This is a genomic window from Actinospica acidithermotolerans (assembly GCF_018139625.1).
In the GTDB taxonomy this organism is placed as follows: Bacteria; Actinomycetota; Actinomycetes; order Streptomycetales; family Catenulisporaceae; genus Actinospica; species Actinospica acidithermotolerans.
In genome coordinates this window covers 1-16,731 of record NZ_JAGSOH010000085.1, presented here as the reverse complement: position 1 = coordinate 16,731, position 16,731 = coordinate 1, and the positions used below count along the sequence as shown (strand labels likewise).

Sequence of the window (16,731 nt, the reverse complement as noted above, 5' to 3'; positions counted from 1 at the left end):
CCCCCGCGCCCGGGTGAAACGCTGGTCTCCGAGGTTGTGCCGCTCCGGAAAGAGGAGTTGTCTACCTGTCATACGAATCGTTACGAATCGATCACTTTCGGAGGTTCCGAGCCATGGGTGAAAAGGGTGGCGGTCACGGAGGCCAAGCGGGGGCCGGCGTAGGTGCCCCGACGCGCAGCGCGGCCATTCGGAACGTGGTACTCGTGGGGCACACCGGGGCGGGGAAGACGACGCTGGTCGAGACGCTGCTCGCCGCCACCGGGGCGATCAGCCGGGCGGGGCGGGTCGAGGACGGCGGGACGGTCTGCGACTTCGAGGAGATCGAGCACCGGCTCGGCCGTTCGGTGAGCCTGGCCGCGGCGCCGATCGAGGTGGACGGCTTCAAGGTGAACCTGCTGGACGCGCCGGGCTACGCGGACTTCGCCGGCGACCTGCGCGCCGGGCTGCGGGCCGCGGACGCCGCGCTGTTCGTGGTCTCCGCCGCCGACGGGGTGGACGGCTCGACCCAGCTGCTGTGGGACGAGTGCGCGGCGGTCGGCCTGCCGCGGGCGGTCGTGGTGACGAAGCTGGACGCGGCCCGCGCCGACTTCGACGACATCACGCTGATCTGCCAGCGGGTCTTCGGCGACGGGGTGCTGCCGCTCTACCTGCCGCTGCTCGACGACGACGAGCAGGTCGCCGGGGTGATCGGTCTGCTCAGCCAGCAGATCTACGACTACAGCGACGGGCAGCGCACGGCCGTCGCCGCGGACCCGGAGCACCTGGAGCTGATCGAGCCGGCCCGCAACGCGCTGATCGAGGGGATCATCGCGGAGAGCGAGGACGAGACGCTGATGGACCGGTACCTCGGCGGCGAGGACATCGACGTCAAGGTGCTGATCGACGACCTGGAGACGGCCGTCGCCCGCGGGCACTTCTACCCGGTGCTGCCGGTCTCGGCGCTCACCGGGGTCGGCACCCGCGAGCTGCTCGAGCTGATCACGCAGGGCTTCCCGGCCCCCGGCGAGCACCTGATCCCGGCCGTCACGGCCCCGGACGGCTCGCCGAAGGCGCCGCTGGCCTGCGACCCGGAGGGGCCGCTGGTCGCCGAGGTGGTCAAGACGACCTCCGACCCGTACGTCGGCCGGATCTCGCTGGTGCGGGTCTTCTCCGGCACGCTGCGCCCGGACCAGCCGGTGCACGTCTCCGGCCACGGCATGGCCGAGCGCGGGCACCCGGACCACGACGTGGACGAGAAGGTCGGCGCGCTCTCCAGCCCGCTGGGCAAGACGCAGCGCCCGGTCGAGTTCGCGGTCGCGGGCGACCTGGTCGCCGTCGCCAAGCTCGCGCACGCCGAGACCGGCGACACGCTCTCGGCGAAGGACGATCCCGCGCTGATGGAGCCCTGGGTCATGCCCGATCCGCTGCTGCCGGTGGCCGTCACCGCGCACGCGAAGTCGGACGAGGACAAGCTCTCGCAGGCACTGGCCCGGCTGGTCGCCGAGGACCCGACGCTGCGGCTCGAGATCAACCCGGAGACGCACCAGCTGGTGCTGTGGTGCCTCGGCGAGGCGCACCGGGACGTGCTGCTCGACCGGCTCTCGACCCGGTACGGCGTCGCGGTGGAGACCGTGCCGCACCGCGTCTCGCTGCGGGAGACCTTCGGCGCGGCGGCCAAGGGGCGCGGCCGGCACGTGAAGCAGTCCGGCGGCCACGGCCAGTACGCCATCTGCGAGATCGAGGTGGAGCCGCTGCCGAACGGGAGCGGGTTCGAGTTCGTGGACAAGGTCGTCGGCGGGGCCGTGCCGCGGCAGTTCATCCCCTCGGTCGAGAAGGGGGTGCGCGCCCAGATGGAGCGCGGCCTGCTCGCCGGGTACCCGGTCGTCGACCTGCGGGTGACGCTGGTGGACGGCAAGGCGCACTCCGTGGACTCCTCGGACATGGCCTTCCAGACGGCCGGCGCGCTCGCGCTGAAGGACGCCGCAGCGCAGGCCAAGCCGGCGCTGCTGGAGCCGGTCGACGCGGTCGAGATCGTCCTGTCCGACGAGTTCGTCGGCGCCGTGCTCGGCGACCTGAGCAGCCGGCGCGGGCGGGTGCTGGGCACCGAGCCGGCGACGAACGGCAGGACGCTGGTACGCGCCGAGGTCCCGGCCACCGGGCTGGCCCGCTACCCGGTCGAGCTGCGCTCGCTCTCGCACGGCACCGGCCAGTTCACCCGCGCCTACCTCAAGCACGAGCCGATGCCCGCGAGCCTCGCCTCCAAGATCATCGCGGCGGAGGCGAGCTGATCCCAGCTTTGGCGGGCGCCTGGTCCCCGTCCTCAGTGGGCGCCTGGCCCCCGTCCTCGACGGGCGAGCTGATCCCCGCCCCTAGAAGCGCAGCGCGATCCGGCTGAGGGCGCCGGATCCGTCGCGCCCGAGGCGCAGCGACACGCGGCCCGTGTCGCTGCGCACGGCCAGCACGCCCTGGAAGAGCGCCGCGTCGGCGTCCGCGAAACGCTCGGACAGCAGCTCGAACTCGTCCACCGGCTCGTCGCCCAGGTCCGTGTACTCGGCCAGCGCCGCCGCATCGAGCAGCGCCGCGTACCCGCTCGGCGTCCGCAGCAGCGCGGACTCGGTCCACGCGACCGGTTCCGCGTCCGTGAACCGGACCTCCAGGCCGTCAGCGCCCGCAGTCGCCGGAAAGCAGCCCGTCGGCAGGCCCTCGATGATCGGGAGGGCGTCGGCGAAGACCGCTGCCGCGTCGCCGGCGATCAGGGCGCCGGTCGGGAGCTCGAGCTGAAGATCGTTCACCCGGCCAAGTCTAGGCTGCGGCGGTACCGGTGCGGTCGACTACTCTGTCCCCCGCCGTGCAGTGAACTGCCATGGCGGTATAGGGGAAGGTGGGGGTGATGGCGTCGTTCGGGTTCGCGCTGCTCGGACCGCTCCGTGTGACGGCGGCCGACGGGGCCGAGCTCGAGATCCGCGGCAAGGGCCGACAGACGCTGTTGGCCGCGCTGCTGCTTGGGGCGGGCACGGTGGTCTCACTCGACAGGCTGGTCGAGCTGCTGTGGGGTGAGAAGCGCGACTCTCGTGCGGATGCACGGATCTACAACCAGATCACGCGCTTGCGGCATGCGCTGCTCGACGCCGGCGAGCGTGTCAGGGCCGTGCCTCCGGGCTACGTGATCGACGTCGAGCCCGGAGAGTTCGATCTCCACGTGTTCGCCGAGCACAACGCGGCGGCCCGTGCGGCGACTCTGGCGGGTGACTGGGCCCTGGCTGAGCAGCGGTATTCGGCGGCGCTCGCGTTGTGGCGTGGCACGCCGTTGGCCGACATGCCCGCGCTGGCCGGACTGCCCGACGTGGTCCGTCTGGACGAGGAGCGCTGGGCGGCGGTGCTCGGTCGCGGCGAGGCGCAGCTGAACCTCGGCCGGCACGGCGATCTGCTCCCGGAGCTGCGTGCGCTGGCCGAGCAGGAACCGGAACGCGAAGCGCTGCATCGACAGCTGATGCTTGCTCTGTACCGCAGCGGCAGGCGGGGCGAGGCGCTGGACGTCTACCGCGCGCTTTCCCGGACGTTGGATGAGAAGTTCGGCCTTGAACCGGGCGCGGAGACCCGTGAGCTGTACGAACGCATCAAGCACGAGGAGTCCGCGCGCAACCAGCTGCCCGCCGACACGCGCCTGTTCACCGGCCGCGAATCAGAGGTCGGCCGCTTGCTCGCGCTGGCGAACAGCGCTGCGGGCCAGCGCGAGGCAAGCGTGCCGGGCGCCGTCACGATCTCGGCCGTCGACGGGCTCGGCGGCGTCGGCAAGAGCGCGCTGGCCGTGCACGTGGCGCATCGGATGGGCGGCCTTTTTCCGGACGGACAGCTGTTCATCGACCTGCGCGGACACACCATGGGCCTGGATCCGATCACGCCGCACGCCGCGCTGGGATACCTGCTGCGGTCGCTCGACGTGCCGGAGCATCAGATCGCGCTCGACGCGGAAGAGCGCGTGGCGCAGCTCCAGGAGCGGCTGGCCGGGACCAAGACCCTGATCTTGCTGGACAACGCCGCCTCGACCGAGCAGGTCCGGCCGCTGCTTCCCGCGGTGCCCGGCTGCATGGCGCTGATCACCAGCCGCGCCCGGCTCGCCGACCTGTCCGGCGCCCACGCGTTCAAGCTCGACGTCCTGCCGGGCCCGGCCGCCCGCGACCTGCTGTGCGCGGCAGCGGGCCGGAACCGGATACGCCCGGACGATCCAGCGCTCGGCGACCTCGTCGAGCTGTGCGGACGGATGCCGCTGGCGCTCAGGATCGTCGCGGCACGTCTGCGGCACGAGCCGGACGTGTCCGTCGCCTCGCTCGTCGCCATGCTCCGCGCGGACGGCGAGCGGCTGCGGAACCTGCGCGACGACGACCGTGGACTGACCGACATCTTCGAGTGCTCCTACGTCGCGCTCCCCGAGGCGCGACGGCGTGCGCTGCGGCTGCTCGGGTTGGTGCCGGGAATCGAGTTCGGCACGCACGCGGCCGCCGCGCTGTTCGAGGTGAAGCCCGATGAGGCGGCCGAGCTGCTGGCCGCGCTCGTCGCCCACAACCTGTTGATGGAGCCGCGGTCCGGCCGCTTCCGGTTCCACGACCTGATGCGCCTGTACGCCCGCGAGGTCGCTGAGCGGGACGAGCCTGAGGCGGCACGCCGCGCGGCCGTCGAAAGGCTCTACCACTGGTACGCGGCGACCGCGCGTGACGCGGCCCTCGTCGCCTACCCGAGCTGGCCGGGCGTGGGCCTGCCGCCGCACTACGGAGCCGTCGAACCGCTGGCGATCACCGCGCCCGAGCAGGCGCTCGACTGGTACGACCTGGAGCGCGACAACCTGCTCGCGGCGGTCGAGGCCGCCGAGGGCGCCGAGGGCGAGGGCCTGGCAGCGTATGGCTGGCGGCTTCCCGCCGCCATGTGGCAGTTCACGGAGCTGCGCGGCAAGGTCGGCGATCGGCTCTTCCTGTCGCAGATCGGGCTGCGCTGCGCCGAATCAGCCGGGGAGAGCGTCGGCCGCAGCCTGATGCTGCGCTGCACGAGCACCGCGTTGGCCGAGGCGGGCCGGTTCGACGACGCGATCGAGGTCGGGCTGCGGTCGCTGCGGTACGCCCGTGAGGACGGAGACCGGCTCGAGGAGGCCAAGCTCCTGTCGAACCTCTCCGTCGCGCACAATCGCGCCCACCGGCTCGACGCGGCCATCGACTACTGCCGGCAGTCGGTCCGGCTGTTCGACGAGCTCGGCGACGAGATGCTGGCGATCCCGCCGCGCATCAACCTCGCGACGTCGCTGACCATGATCGGGCGCACGGTCGAGGCGGTCCCGTACGCCGCCGAGGCCGTCGAGCTCAGCCGCCGGACCGGCAACCGCGTGTACCTCGGCAGCAGCCTGGCGCAGCTCGGGAACTGCCTGTTCGACCTGACGCCGCCGGACTACGCGGCCGCCGAGCCCGTGCTCCGCGAGGCGATAGAGGTGGTCCGGGACACCGGCAACAGGCACCACGAGGCCACCGCGCTGGCCCGGCTCGGCCTGGTCTGCGAGGCGACCGGCCGCCCGGCCGAGGCGCTCGCATCGCTGCGCGCCAGCCGTCGCATCGTCACCCAGCTGGGCTCGGAGCTCTTCCGCGGCTTCGCGGAGGCTCTGGAGCGGTTGGAGCGGTCGGAGCGGCTGGAGAGTTCGGAGGAGCGGTCGGAGGAGAGTCCGGAGAAGCGGCAAGAGGGTCCGGCCGGGCCGGAGGAACGCGAGGACGGGGAACGCGAGGACGGTGCGCAGCGCCCGGCGCCGCCGTCGGCCGGCTCAGCCTCCTGACGGGGTCGGCCAGGCCTCGGCGAGCAGCCGCCGGGTGTCGCCGAGCAGCACCGGCATCGAGCGGGTGCGGCCGACGACCGGCATGAAGTTCGCGTCGCCGGACCAGCGCGGCACGACGTGCTGGTGCAGGTGCGCGGCGATCCCGGCGCCCGCGACGTCGCCCTGGTTGATGCCCAGGTTGAAGCCGTGCGGGCTCGAGGCCTTGCGCACCGCGCGCATCGCGTCCTGGGTGAAGGCGGTGAACTCGGCCGCCTCCCCGTCGGTGAGATCGGTGTAGTCGGCGATGTGCCGGTAGGGGCAGATCAGCACGTGGCCCGGGTTGTACGGGTACAGATTCAGCACCGCGTAGACGGTCTCGCCGCGCGCGACGATCAGCGCGGCCTCGTCGTCGCCGAGGTTCGGGATGCGGCAGAACGGGCAGCCGTCGTCCGGCCGCGGCCCGGTCGGCTTGTTCTCGCCGAGGATGTACGCCATCCGATGCGGGTTCCACAGCCGCTGCAGCTCGTCCGGCTCGCCGACCCCGTCCACGGGACGCGCCCCGGCCTGCTCCGCGATCTCCTCCGCTTCCATGCCGACCAGCCTAGCCAACCGGTCCGAGCACCGTCAGACCGCCGCGAGAAAGAGCTCCACCTCGTCGCGGGTGGGCAGCGAGGGCTGCGCTCCGGGCCGGGTGGTGCTCAGGGCGGCGGCCGCGGCGGCGAAGCGGGCCGCCTTCTCCAGCGCCTCGCCGTCCGCCAGAGCGCAGGCCAGCGCGCCGCAGAAGCAGTCGCCCGCGGCCGTGGTGTCCACCGCGTCGACCCGGAACGGCGGGATGAGCGTGCCGATGCCGTCCTCCACCAGCAGCGCGCCGTCGCCGCCGAGCGTGACCAGCACGGCCCCCGCGCCGCGCAGCGCGCGGGCGGCGCGGATGACGTCGTCGAGGTCGGTGAGCGAATCGGGGGCCCGGCCCAGCAGCGCGGCGAGCTCGGAGCGGTTGGGCAGCAGCACGTCGGTGCGGGACGGCAGCGGGTTCTCGCCGGTGCGCACCGGAGCCGGGTTGACCAGCACGATCCCGCCGGACAGGCGGGCCGCGGCCTCGTTCGCCGGATGCGGGACCTCCTGCTGAAGCACCGTCACCTTGGCGGCCGCGAGCACGTCCTGCGCCGCCGCGCAGTCGTCCGCGGACAGCCGGGCGTTGGCTCCGGGGCTGACGATGATCGTGTTCTCGGCGGCCGGATCCACCGCGATCAGGGCCCTGCCGCTGGGGGTGTCGCCGGTGCGCAGCACGTGCGCCGTGTCCACGCCCTCCGCCCTGAGCGCGTCGAGCAGCACGGTTCCGGCCTCGTCCGCGCCGACCCGGCCGACCATGGCCACCGGGCGGCCGAGCCGGGCCGCGGCCACCGCCTGGTTGCCGCCCTTCCCGCCGCAGTGCTCCGCCAGGTCGCCGCCGAGCACGGTCTGGCCGGGCACCGGGTGCTGCCGGACCGGGACGACCAGGTCGAGGTTGAGGCTGCCGACTACCGCGATCACAGCGTCGATCCTTCCAAGTTCGCCGAAGCCGAGACGATCACAGCGTGGAGCCCTGCGGGCTCTGCACGACCACGGTCGAGCCGCGGGCCACGAGCGTGGGGGTGAGGCGCACGGCGCGGGCCGCGGCCTCCGGCTGGTGGATGCGGGCCGCGAGCATCCGCGCCGCCTCGGCGGCCAGCTCCCGGTTGGGCTGGCGCACCGTGGTCAGGCCGGGCGAGGTCAGCGAGGCCAGGTCGATGTCGTCGAAGCCGGTCACCGCGAGCTCGCCGGGCACGGAGACGCCGAGCTCGCGCAGCCGCTGCACGGCGCCGGCCGCGATCAGGTCGTTCGCGCACACGATGGCGTCGGGCCGCTGCGCCGCCGGAGCGGTCACCGCGCGGCCGGCCGTGTGCTGCCCGAACCGGACGGAGAAGTCGCCGAGCTCGACCCGCCAGAAGCCGGCGTGCCGGACCGCCCAGTCCTGGAAGGCGGCGCGGCGCTCGACGGCGGCCGAGGCGTCCCCGGCGGCGCCGAGGAACCAGAAACGGCTGTGGCCGAGGGCTTTGAGGTGCTCGAGAAGCAGCCGCATCCCGGCGGCGTTGTCCACCGTCACGGCGTCGGCCTGGACCTCGTCCACGCTGCGGTCGAGCAGCACGACCGGGACGCGCGCGGCGGCCTTGGCGAGCGTGGCCATGGACCTCTCCTGGTCGACCGGGGCGACGATCAGGCCGTCGACCTGGCGGGCGATCAGCAGCTCGACGCGCTCGGCCTCCAGCGCGGGATCGTCGGCGCTGTCCGCGAGCAGCAGGGCGCGGCCCTGCTCGTGCAGGGCGCGCTCGACCTCGCGCATGAGCGAGGGGAAGAAGGGGTTGGTGATCTGCGGCAGGACGAGGCCGACCGTGGCGGTGCTGCGGCTGCGCAGCGCGCGGGCGACCTGGTTGGGCAGGTAGCCGAGGTCGCGGGCGGCCTGCTGAACCCGGCGTGCCAGGTCCGGGCCGACCGGCCGGTCCCCGGCGAGCACCCGGGAGACCGTGGCGACCGAGCAGCCCACCGCCTCCGCCACCTCGCGCAAGGTGGCTGGCCTGGCGTCCCTGCCGTTGCTCACCTGTCACGTCCGTTCTCCTCGGGGCGGCCGGTGCCTGCCCCGGCGCTCCATCTTCGCACCAAACCCGGTAATCGTTCTCTCTCGGGCCGCTGGATATGAGCCGATTGTCGCAGTAGCGACCGGCGGCTGTCTCGCCCGACGGGCGTATTTGACGCGGCGGACCGGAGATGGGAACGTCGGATAACGATTTCCCCACAACAGGGTGACCGGCGCGTCGCGCGACCACCCCCGTTCGCCGCGCGGCGAACCGCCCCGAGGAGGTGGGCCGGTGACCGGTCCGATCGTGCTGGACTGCGACCCCGGCCTGGACGACGCCGTGGCGCTGCAGTACGCGCTGGGCAGCGGGCGCTACGACCTCAAGGCGGTGACGGCCGTCGGCGGAAACGCCCCGGTCGAGCACACCTATCGCAACGCGCGGGCCCTGGTCAAGACCTTCGGCGTGGCGGACGACGTCCCGGTCTACCGCGGCGTCGGCGGACGGCTCACCCGGCGGATCGAGGCGGCGGCCGCCTTCGACTTCCACGGCAGGACCGGCCTCGGCGACGAGACCGCGGACGACGCGGGCGTCCCCGAGCACGCGGAGAACGCCGTGGAGGCGCTGCTGCGGCTGTCCCGGACGTACGCCGGCGAGCTCACGGTCGTGGCGACCGGGCCGCTGACGAACATCGCGGCCGCGCTGATCGCCGACCCGTCGTTCGCCGAGCGGATCCGGCTGGTGTTCATGGGCGGCGCGGTCGCCGAGCCCGGCAACGTCACCCCCACCGCCGAGTTCAACATCTGGCACGACCCGGAGGCCGCCGACCTGGTCGTAGCCAGCGGCGTCGACTACACGATGGTCGGCCTGGACGCGACGCACCGCGCCCGGTTCACGCTCGAGCATCTGGCCCGCCTCGAGGCGGCCGGGGAGCCGCTGGAGTTCACCGTCAGGCTGCTGAAGTTCTACTTCGGCTCCTACAACCACTTCCACCGCGCCGAATCGGTTCCGCTGCACGACCCGCTCGCGGTCGGCGCCGCGCTGGACCCGACCTTCCTCGACACCGCCGAGGGCACCGTCTTCGTGGAATGCGGCAGCCCGCTGACGAACGGTCAGACGGTGTTCCTGCGCAAGGAGCACACCGCAGGCACGAGCCTTCCGCCGCAGCTCACAGAGCGGGCGCGCGGCAGCCAGGGCAAGGTCGCGCTGGGTCTCGGCCCGCGCGACTTCGTCGAGGAGTTCACCTCGGTGCTTGAGCACTGGAGTCGCTGAAGGGCCAGTTCCGGCTCCGGTAACTCCATCGGCCTATTCGTCAGACCGGAACGTCGTGTGACTAAGGCGTCTACCAGGTGAAATCCGCCGATTCACTGGAGTAGCAGCGGATTTGCGGCGACGCTGAAGGCATGACGAATCGCACCGCGTATGCCTATGACAGCCCATCACTCAGCACTCTGATCGAGCGCCAGCACGGCGTCCTGACGGCGGCACAGGCGAAAGCCGGCGGCCTGCCCCACGAGACCCTGCGAAGACGCGTGCAGCGCGGCCTCTGGCAACGGCTGGTCCCCGGCGTCTACGCACTCCAGGGAGGCCCACCGAGCTGCGGGCAGTGGCTGGTGGCCGCGCAGCTGTACGCCGGAGACGAGTCCGTGCTCACCGGCGAGGCCGCCCTGGCCGTGCACGGATTCCGCCTGCCCCGCGATCGGATAGGCGACGGCGCGGGCTCCGGGTGGGCAGAGGGCGCTGCGGACGACCGTGGCATGGCGGCGGTCGGCCTCGCGGGAAGCTCGGCAGTCGGCTTCGCCTCCGCTGGGCTGTGCGCTGCCCGGTATCGCCTCGATGCGCTCGTACCGCACGGGAGGCGCCGCCAAAGCGTGGCGCAGTTGCGGATCATCCGAACCACGCGGATACCCGAGGCGACGCGCGTCGGCGTGCTGCGGGTCGCTCCCCCGGCGCGAAGCGTCGTCGACACCTGCCTGGCCGCCGTCGCGGACCGTCGCCCCGAGGCGATCGACGGGGTCGTGACGGCGGCGCTCCAGGACGGCCGCGTGCAACTGGCAGAGCTCGAACAGGAGCTCGGCAAGGCCTCCCGCAGGCACTCCGCCGAGATCCGCGCCGAACTCGCGAAGTCGCGAGCGCATGCCCGCGCCTCCGCAGCGGAAGCGTTCTTGGCGAAGCTCGACTCCGTCGGCCCGTTCGGAGCGCTCCGCGAGGTCACGATCTACCTCGGACAGCGCCGCGTAGCCCGCGCGCTGGCCGTCTGGCCATCACGCGCGGTGGCGCTGATGATGGAGGCGCCGCCGCTGGAGTCGAGCACACTGACCTCGCTCGGCTTCGCAGTGGCGCAGGTGACGTCGGAGCAGCTCACGCAGGACGCAGACGCCGTGCTCCGTCACCTGCGCGAGTCGCTGCGGGTAAGGCCCGAGGCGACGCTGTCACCGGGGCTGTCGCTGCTCCCCCAGGCTTCCGCCGTACAGGAGCGCAAGGTGATGGCCCGTGCGTAGCTCGATGGAGCTCCCGTCAGCGCGTCTTGCGAGCGAGGCGCTGCGGGTCAGGCCCGAGGCGACGCTGTCACCGGGGCTGTCGCTGCTCCCCCTGGCTTCCGCCGTACGGGAGCGGGAGGTGATGGCCCGTGCGTAGCGCGGTGGAGCTCCCGTCAGCGCGTCTTGACGGCCAGTTCGCCGGCGCGGATCGGCTCAGCGAAGGTGTTGCCCTTCGGCGGCAGCGGGCAGACGTAGTGGTCCGTGAAGGCGCAGGGCGGCAGGTAGGCACGGTTGAAGTCGAGCGTCACCGTGCCGTCCGCTGCCGTGGCCTCCGTGCTCAGGAAGCGGAAGAAGGGCTTGGCGTCGGCCGTCGTCGGGTCGGCGAAGACGATCCACAGACCGCCGCCGCTCGTCAGCGCCGCCTGCAGGGTGTGCGTGCCGTCTTCGAGCTCGAACTCGACGGTGCCGTCGAGGCCGAGGCCGCGCACGACGCCGTCGGCGTTCAGTACCTTCTCGACGTGCGGGCCGTCGAAGGGGGTGAACCTGGCCGGGATCACCCAGCGCGGGTCGTAGTCGAAGGCCTCGATGCCGTCGAAGGCCTGCAGCGTGGCCGCTTTCGGGTCGTAGACGCGCAGCGCGGCGCTGCCCTCCCGCTCGATCGGCACGAGCAGGATGCCGTGGTCCGGCGCGGTGAGCGTGTCAGGGTGCTCATCGGTGTCGGGGCGCAGGGTGACCGTGCCGTCGACGGGCTCGCCGTTGAGTACGAGGCCGTGCTCGGCCTTGGCGGTGACCGTGACGGTCCTGCCGTCCGGCGCGGCGCTCCAGAGCACGGGTTCGCCCTCGACGATCGGCGCGGGCTCCTCGCCCAGCCAGTGGGTGCCCGTCAGCGCGAGGGTGCCGTGCGGGTCGCGCAGCCGTGCCTCCCGCCGGGTCCGCCACTGCTGCCAGCTCTCGACGTCACTCACTTCGGCGCTCCTTCGGGCTCGCGCGGGTCCTGGTTCGCCCGGGCACGGCGTACAACCCGCTCGGCATGGCGGTTGTTCCGCCGGAACGCCACGGCCACCGGCACCCTCGCGGGCGCCGGGAGCCAGCCTGAAGCGGAGCAGCACCCAATGGTTGCAGCGGGAGCCGACAAGTCGCGGTTGTTCCGCCGGAACGCCACGGCCACCGGCACCCTCGCGGGCGCCGGGAACCAGGCTGAAGCGGAGCAGCGGCGCTCAGTCGTTGCGGCGGGAGCGGACGGCCTCGACGATCTCGGCCACCGCCTCGGCGACCGGCACGCCGTTGTTCTGCGAGCCGTCCCGGTAGCGGAAGGAGACGGCGCCCTTGGCCACGTCCTCGTCGCCGGCCAGCAGCATGAAGGGCACCTTGGCCTTCTGAGCGTTGCGGATCTTCTTCTGCATGCGGTCGTCCGAGGCGTCCACCTCGACGCGGATGCCCTGGGCGCGCAGCTGCGCCGCCACCTCGCGCAGGTAGGGCACGTGCGCGTCGGTGATCGGGATCGCGGTCGCCTGCACCGGGGCCAGCCAGGCCGGGAAGGCGCCGGCGTAGTGCTCGAGCAGCACCGCGAAGAAGCGCTCGATCGAGCCGAACAGCGCGCGGTGGATCATCACCGGCCGGTGGTCGGCGCCGTCCGGGCCCTTGTACTCGAGGCCGAAGCGCTCCGGCAGGTTGAAGTCCAGCTGGATCGTGGACATCTGCCAGCTGCGGCCGATCGCGTCCTTGGCCTGCACCGAGATCTTCGGACCGTAGAAGGCCGCGCCGCCCGGGTCGTCCACCAGCTCCAGGTTGCGCTTGAGCGCCACCTGCCGCAGCGTCTCGGTGGCCTCCTCCCACGCGTCGTCGGTGCCGACCGACTTCTCCGGGTCCCGGGTGGAGAGCTCCAGGTAGAAGTCGTTCAGGCCGTAGTCGCGCAGCAGGTCGAGCACGAAGGTCAGCAGGCTGTCGAGCTCTTCGGCCATCTGGTCGCGGGTGCAGTAGATGTGCGCGTCGTCCTGGGTGAAGCCGCGGGCGCGGGTCAGGCCGTGCACCACGCCGGACTTCTCGTAGCGGTAGACCGTGCCGAACTCGAACAGCCGCAGCGGCAGCTCCCGGTAGGACCGGCCGCGCGCCCGGAAGATCAGGTTGTGCATCGGGCAGTTCATCGGCTTGAGGTAGTAGTCCACGCCCTCGTCGAGCTGCATGGGCGGGTACATGCCCTCCTTGTACCAGTCCAGGTGCCCGGAGACCTCGAACAGCGTGCCCTTCGTGGCGTGCGGGGTGTAGGCGAACTCGTAGCCCGCCTCGATGTGCCGCTGCCGCGAGTACTGCTCCATCTCGTTGCGGATGACGGCGCCCTTGGGGTGGAACACCGCGAGGCCGGAGCCGATCTCGGTCGGGAAGGAGAACAGGTCGAGCTCGGAGCCGAGCTTGCGGTGATCGCGCTTCTCCGCCTCGATCAGGAACTCCAGGTGCGCCTTGAGCGCGTCCCTGGACTCCCAGGCCGTGCCGTAGATCCGCTGCAGCTGCGGGTTCTTCTCGCTGCCGCGCCAGTAGGCGGCGGCCGAGCGCATCAGCTTGAAGGCCGGGATGTTCCGGGTGGTGGGCAGGTGCGGGCCGCGGCACAGGTCCTTCCAGCACAGCTCGCCGGACTTCGGGTCCAGGTTGTCGTAGATGGTCAGCTCGCCGCCGCCCACCTCGACGTTCGCGCCGTCATCCGTGCTCACGTCGCCGCCGGCGCCCTTCAGGCCGATCAGCTCCAGCTTGAACGGCTCGCCGGCCAGCTCCTGCCGGGCGGCCTCGTCGGAGACCGCGCGGCGGGCGAAGCGCTGCCCCTGCTTCACGATCGCCTGCATGCGCTGCTCGATCGCCTTCAGGTCCTCCGGGGTGAAGGGCCGCTCGACCTGGAAGTCGTAGTAGAAGCCGTCCTTGATCGGCGGGCCGATGCCGAGCCTGGCCTCCGGGAAGATCTCCTGCACGGCCTGCGCCATCACGTGCGCGGTGGAGTGCCGCAGGATCGCGCGGCCGTCCTCGGAGTCGATCGCGACGGGCTCGACGACGTCGCCATCGGCGAGCGCCCGGTCGAGGTCGACGAGGACCCCGGCGGCCCCCGCCGGGCGCAGCCGGCCGGCGATGTTCGAGCGGTCGCCCTCGAAGATCTCGGCGAAGAGCTGGCCCACGGTCGTGCCCGTCGTGACCGTCCGCTCTTCCCGCTGGTCGGGTAGGCGGTCGATGGTCACACGGATCTCGGACACCGTGGTGCTCCTGTTCGCTCGGTCGGGTCGCGGCCGCCCTCGTGACGGCCCTTGAAGTAAATGGTACCGAGTGCCGAGGTCAGGGCGGGACTCCCGCATTCTTTCCGGCGACGTCATCTCGGGTTCACGGGCCCGTACTACCGTGCGGGAGTGGCCGCGACAGTCGTTCAGTCCGCTCCTGTGGGTCTCCAGCCGCTGAGCACCGGTTCCCGCCCGTCGAGGCCGACGCCGACGAGACTCTGGGTGATCACCGCGGGCCTGGTCGCGGCGGTGCTGGCGCTGCTCGCGGTGACGGCGGCCGCCTTCGTGCAGGCGCGCTCCCAGGCGGACACGGTCACCGCGAGCGCGCGGACCGCGTCCCAGGCGGGAGACCTGTACTTCGCCCTCGCGGACCTGGACTCCGAGGCGGCCCGGCTGGTGCTGTTGGGCGACGGGAACTTCACGGCGGACGACGGCGCGTACGAAGGGAACCAGCTCAGTGCCCTGATCGCGTACAACGATCGCACCGCGCAGGTGGACACCGACCTCCAGGAGCTGTCGGCGGACGGCGCGAACGCGGCCGCGATCACCTCGGAGGTAACGCGGTACCGCTCGATGGCGGATTCGGCCATCGCCCTTGACGAGTTCCCGGGCGCGCCCGCCGGGCAGCCCGTGGCGACCTCGATCGGCTTCTACGGCCGGGCCACGACGATGATGCAGGACGTGGTGCTGCCCGCCGCGGCACAATTGCGCGACCAGACCGCCTCCGAGGCGCGGCAAGCGGCTGACAACGCACGCAGCTGGGCGATCATCGGGCTGATCGGCACGCTGGTGCTCGGTCTGATAGCGGTGTTCGCCCTGGTACGGGTTCAGCGCGGGTTCACCGTCATGTTCCGCAGAACGCTGAATCCGGCGCTGGTCGCCGCCGCGGTGGCGACCGTCGCTCTGCTCGTCGGGGCGGCCGCGGGGCTCGCCGCGACGGCGCAGGACGCGAGCGACTCCGGCTCGCGGCTGACGTCCTACCTCCAGGTCGTGACCACCCGAGCGGACAGCTACGACGCGGACGGCACCGCGGTCCGCAGCGTGCTGATGCCGGACGCGTTCTCCGGCGCGCAGCTGACACCGGAGGAGACGGCCGTCAAGAAGGACCTGAGCGCGCTCGGGTCGGCCGCGGGCGGCGCCGCGTCGCAATGGGCGAGATCGTCCGAGGGCCCGGTCGCTGACTACGACGCGATCCTGGCCGCGGTGCAGAGCAGGGACGCCGCGAAGGCACTGACGATCGAAACGGGCACCGCGCGCGGCGACGCGGCGTTCGACTTCTACGACTACGACCAGAGCCTGAAGTCGCTCGGCGATCGGCGGCTCGCGAGTTTCCAGGCGGCGGCGGACGGCCTGTCCTCCGACGTCGGCCCGTGGCTGTACTGGCCGTGGATCCTGGCTGGCGCCGCGCTGCTGCTGATCGCCCTCGCGGTCCGCCCCCGCCTCGCCGAATACCGCTAGCAGGACACCCGCCGGCCTTCCCGGTGACGGCGCTGACGTGCCAAAACACCGCCGATGGCGAGATCCGGCCAGACCAGGTCCGAGCCGTGGGGGCGCCATGTACCCAGCCGCGTCCCAAGGGTTACGCTGAAAGTGCTACCTCGGGTATACGGTGCATCGGACGTATCGGACGGTGCAGGCTCTCTCGCGAAGGAGCGAGTGCCATGCTTGGTGTGGATATCGCGCTCGCCGTGGTCGTTCTCGGCGGGCTGATCGGGCGGCCGCGGTTCCGGATCGTGCGGCAGTTCGAGCGCGGAGTGGTGTTCCGGTGGGGGCGGGTGCTCGGCCGGCCCCGCGAGGCGGGGATCGCCGTGCTGCGGCCCTTCTCGGACAAGCTGGTGCGCGTCAACACGCAGATCATCACGGCGCCCGTGCCGGCCCAGGAGGGCATCACCCGGGACAACGTGACCGTCCGGGTGGACGCGGTCGTCTACTACCGCGTCATCGACCCGGTCAAGGCCCTGATCGAAGTGCAGGACTTCTCCTTCGCGATGATCCAGGTGGCGCAGACCTCGCTGCGCTCGATCATCGGCAAGTCAGAGCTCGATGACCTGCTGTCCAACCGGGAGAACCTGAACCAGGGCCTGGCGCTGCTGCTCGAGTCCCCGGCCGTGGGCTGGGGCATCCACATCGACCGCGTCGAGATCAAGGACGTGGCGCTGCCCGAGTCGATGAAGCGGACCATGGCCCGGCAGGCCGAGGCCGACCGCGAGCGCCGCGCCCGCATCATCACCGCCGACGGCGAGCTGCAGGCCTCGAAGAAGCTCGCCCAGGCCGCGGACGCCATGGCCGACAGCCCGGCGGCGCTGCAGCTGCGCCTGCTGCAGACGATGGTCGAGGTGGCCTCGGAGAAGTCCTCGACGGTCATCCTGCCCTTCCCCGTCGAACTCCTCCGGTTTCTTGAACACTCGTCGCTTCCGCATGCCGCGCAGGCCGCCGAGGCGCGCGCCGCAGCCCGCGAGCGCACGGGGGCCCGCACGCCGCTCCCTGCGGAGGAAGAAGAGAAGCAGCTCGCTCCGGCAGAGGAGCTTCCGGCCGCGATAGAGCCGATGACCGACATCCCGGAGATCGACGTCGCCGCCGCCGAGACCGCGGTGCAGGCCGATCCCGAGCTCGGCACCCAGCCCGCCGACGCCCCGCCGACC

At 72.2% G+C, this 16,731-nt stretch carries 12 protein-coding genes; 6 read left to right on the top strand and 6 right to left on the bottom strand.

Translation table 11 applies throughout. The features are described from left to right. Positions 1 to 113 precede the first annotated feature (113 nt). The gene (locus tag KDK95_RS24115) at positions 114 to 2,267 is read left to right on the top strand and encodes an elongation factor G-like protein EF-G2 (RefSeq protein ID WP_212520552.1); all 2,154 of its coding nucleotides are present in this window, start codon (positions 114 to 116) and stop codon (positions 2,265 to 2,267) included. Between the two features lie 81 nt (positions 2,268 to 2,348). On the opposite strand, the gene KDK95_RS24110 is transcribed toward KDK95_RS24115, so the two are convergent. Further along, a complete protein-coding gene (locus tag KDK95_RS24110) occupies positions 2,349 to 2,771 on the bottom strand; it encodes a hypothetical protein (RefSeq protein WP_212520551.1) in 423 nt (140 codons plus the stop codon). Positions 2,772 to 2,869: 98 nt separating this feature from the next. Here KDK95_RS24110 and KDK95_RS24105 point away from each other — a divergent pair, with 98 nt between their 5' ends. Further along, on the top strand, positions 2,870 to 5,788 hold the full coding sequence (locus tag KDK95_RS24105; protein WP_212520550.1) for an AfsR/SARP family transcriptional regulator: 2,919 nt from the start codon (positions 2,870 to 2,872) through the stop codon (positions 5,786 to 5,788). Here the strand turns inward: KDK95_RS24105 and KDK95_RS24100 are convergent. Genes KDK95_RS24100 through KDK95_RS24090 form a run of 3 tightly spaced genes read right to left on the bottom strand, consistent with a single transcriptional unit; the run spans position 5,777 to position 8,381 of the window. Further along, on the bottom strand, positions 5,777 to 6,358 hold the full coding sequence (locus tag KDK95_RS24100; protein ID WP_212520549.1) for an HIT family protein: 582 nt from the start codon (positions 6,356 to 6,358) through the stop codon (positions 5,777 to 5,779). The two genes, KDK95_RS24105 and KDK95_RS24100, sit on opposite strands and share 12 nt — an antisense overlap. Before the next feature lie 33 nt (positions 6,359 to 6,391). Beyond that, positions 6,392 to 7,297 carry a ribokinase gene (gene rbsK, locus KDK95_RS24095; RefSeq protein ID WP_212520548.1) on the bottom strand — a complete coding sequence of 302 codons (906 nt, stop codon included), beginning with the start codon at positions 7,295 to 7,297 and terminating at the stop codon, positions 6,392 to 6,394. 37 nt (positions 7,298 to 7,334) lie between these two features. After that, the gene (locus KDK95_RS24090; RefSeq protein ID WP_212520547.1) at positions 7,335 to 8,381 is read right to left on the bottom strand and encodes a LacI family DNA-binding transcriptional regulator; all 1,047 of its coding nucleotides are present in this window, start codon (positions 8,379 to 8,381) and stop codon (positions 7,335 to 7,337) included. Positions 8,382 to 8,649: 268 nt separating this feature from the next. Between KDK95_RS24090 and KDK95_RS24085 the strand changes: the two genes are divergently transcribed. Further along, positions 8,650 to 9,627, top strand: a complete 978-nt coding sequence (locus KDK95_RS24085; RefSeq protein WP_212520546.1) for a nucleoside hydrolase — start codon at positions 8,650 to 8,652, stop codon at positions 9,625 to 9,627. Positions 9,628 to 9,758: 131 nt separating this feature from the next. Then, a complete protein-coding gene (locus KDK95_RS24080) occupies positions 9,759 to 10,856 on the top strand; it encodes a type IV toxin-antitoxin system AbiEi family antitoxin domain-containing protein (protein ID WP_212520545.1) in 1,098 nt (365 codons plus the stop codon). 152 nt (positions 10,857 to 11,008) lie between these two features. Here KDK95_RS24080 and KDK95_RS37850 read toward each other — a convergent pair whose 3' ends face one another. Beyond that, complete coding sequence (locus KDK95_RS37850; RefSeq protein ID WP_212520544.1) at positions 11,009 to 11,800, bottom strand: DUF1684 domain-containing protein; 792 nt, start codon at positions 11,798 to 11,800, stop codon at positions 11,009 to 11,011. A gap of 252 nt (positions 11,801 to 12,052) precedes the next feature. Continuing rightward, on the bottom strand, positions 12,053 to 14,068 hold the full coding sequence (thrS, locus tag KDK95_RS24070) for a threonine--tRNA ligase (RefSeq protein WP_307844610.1): 2,016 nt from the start codon (positions 14,066 to 14,068) through the stop codon (positions 12,053 to 12,055). Between the two features lie 150 nt (positions 14,069 to 14,218). Between thrS and KDK95_RS24065 the strand changes: the two genes are divergently transcribed. Then, entirely contained in the window at positions 14,219 to 15,547 is a 1,329-nt protein-coding gene (locus KDK95_RS24065; protein WP_212520542.1) for a GlnX family signal transduction membrane protein, read from the top strand. A gap of 203 nt (positions 15,548 to 15,750) precedes the next feature. Beyond that, positions 15,751 to 16,731, top strand: a 981-nt coding sequence (locus tag KDK95_RS24060) for a slipin family protein (RefSeq protein ID WP_212520541.1), incomplete at its 3' end; no start/stop codon positions are given.